The organism is Halobacillus sp., from assembly GCF_049282395.1.
Lineage (GTDB): Bacteria > Bacillota > Bacilli > Bacillales > Halobacillaceae > Halobacillus.
This window is the reverse complement of record NZ_JBAPTY010000130.1, coordinates 1-2,179: the sequence shown is the minus strand read 5'-3', so window position 1 is coordinate 2,179 and position 2,179 is coordinate 1. Positions and strand designations below refer to the sequence as shown.

Below are 2,179 nucleotides of genomic sequence, written 5' to 3'. Positions count from 1 at the left end.
TCTGGAAAAAATCTTTATCTGGGAAACGCTTTGCCAGCAGCCAAATAACCAGCAGCACGATTTGCAGAAGCACGCCGCCGATTAATAGAGAAATCCAGCCATCCTGCTTAGCTGCAGAATGGAGATCATAGGGCAGGGACAGAATCCCAACGCCGATTTCTGTTTGAACGATCATAAAGAAATATTGGCGGCGGGATAATTTAGTTTTTATTGTTGTCTTGCTCATGCTGCACCCACTCTCTTGACTCCCCCATAGCTTTTTCTTGTAACGGATGGGCGTCTTTTGGCCGCTTCTTCATCATAAACAAGGGGAGCCTGACAAAAGTGTCTTTCAAATCGTTGATATTTAGAGGCGCTATTGGTGCAAAGTAAGGAACTCCAAAAGATTCCAGTCTGGTTAAATGAATCGTTAAAAATAGAAAGCCAAACACAATTCCTACGAAACCAAACGTACCCGCCAGGAATATTAATGGAAAAGTCATCAACCTCAGGGTGGTACTTAATTCATTCGAAGGTACTACATACGAAGAAATCGCCGTCAGAGCAACCACGATGACCATTAAATTCGATACAAGACCTGCTCGCACAACGGCGTCTCCGATTACAAGCCCCCCCACAATCCCTATCGTCTGACCTACAGGTGATGGAAGCCGGATCCCTGATTCTCGTATTAATTCTATAATAACGACCATTATTAATGCTTCCAGTATCGGAGGATAAGCTATTTCATTGATGGAACTTTTCACAGGTAGCAACAGCTCATCTGGAAGCACTTCATAGTGAAAGCTGACAACAGCAATATAAAAAGCAGGCATTCCAATGGCTATAATAAAACTAGCTAACCTCACTAATCGTACAAATGTCCCCGTGTACCACCTGGCATTATAATCATCCGAGGCCTGATAAAACATAAAAAAAGTCGAAGGCGCAATTAATGCCGTCGGGCTGCCTTCAGCCATAAGAGCAATGCGGCCTTCCATAATATTGGCTGTTACCCGGTCGGGACGTTCTGTATTCAGCATCTGTGGAAATGGAGAATAAGGGTTATCCTCAATAAATTCTTCAATATAACCAGGACTCTGAATCATGTCTACACTAATCGCTTTGATTCGTTCTTCCATCTTTTCAACAATTTCAGGGTCTGCCAATCCATCCATATAAATTATGGCAATATTTGTATTCGTTTTCTTTCCTACTTTAAAATATTTGACTACCAGGTCACGGTCTTCTATTTTCTTCCGAACGAGGTTGAGATTAATCATTAAGTTTTCAATAAATCCATCATGCGAGCCACGAACTATTTTTTCATTTTGAGGCTCTTCCACATTTCGATTGAATGCCGAAGTTACGTTAAAACGTGTGATAGTCGAGCAGCCGTTTTCCATATAAATCGCATGGCCGCGCAGCAGGGTAGGAATCATCTCTTCCAAATTCTCAGAACTTCTGGCGTTCGGGATTTCGGATATATGTTCAACGTGCCCCATTTCAAGAGGAGTGAAAATATTCTGCTGTACTTTCTCTTGATCCACAAGAGGCTCAAAGTACATAAGAACCGCCTGTCCATTATTCATTGCCCGTATCTTCAAATCATCGGTTCTCTTAAATTCATTTAAAAGGTATTCCACATTTTCCGATAATTTTTTAGAGCTCGGCTGGCTCGGTTGTTGGTCTTGACCTTTAAGACTCGAATCCTCAATTTTATCTCTAGTTCCTAATAAATTTCTTAGAAATCCCATTTAGCATCACCTGCTTCTAGGCTTCCACATAAAGGCAGTCCTTATACAAATTTTCCATTACACAAAAAAACAGATGAACGGATAACCGTCCACCTGGCTTTTGATTTTCATAAAACTGATTATTAAAGAATAGGGCCGGATTGTTGAAGACTCAGCTTCGAGATAATTTGGATCCGTTATGTTGTATGCAGAAGGGCTGGTGGGGAAATAACTCGTCTTGTTCCATCACCCAGACACTCGAGACATAAGCCGCTCATCAACGGATTGAAAAAACGCAATCCTTTTGATGGTCGGCTTATGCTGGTCATGTCTTTCCGGGTGATTCCACATTTGAACACTTTCCTATGGCCCTACACGACGTAGGGTCGATCGACGTTGCCACAGGACGTGGCGACTTTAGTCGATCCTCCTTTTTGCCATGAGCTTCCTCGCTCGTTTCACTC

Annotated in this window: 2 protein-coding genes; both read right to left on the bottom strand. The window is 42.3% G+C overall.

Going from position 1 to position 2,179, the window contains the following annotated elements:
* Positions 1–226, bottom strand: a 226-nt coding sequence (locus WAM07_RS06115; RefSeq protein ID WP_422165638.1) for a GerAB/ArcD/ProY family transporter, incomplete at its 3' end; no start/stop codon positions are given.
* Positions 201–1,736 (bottom strand): spore germination protein, encoded by a 1,536-nt coding sequence (locus WAM07_RS06110; RefSeq protein WP_422165636.1) that lies wholly within the window; start codon positions 1,734–1,736, stop codon positions 201–203. The genes WAM07_RS06110 and WAM07_RS06115, both read right to left, overlap by 26 nt.
* Positions 1,737–2,179: the final 443 nt, after the last annotated feature.

Bases quoted from the DNA above. Each gene is read 5' to 3' on its own strand.
- WAM07_RS06110 (WP_422165636.1), bottom strand. From the start codon at position 1,736: ATGGGATTTCTAAGAAATTTATTAGGAACTAGAGATAAAATTGAGGAT.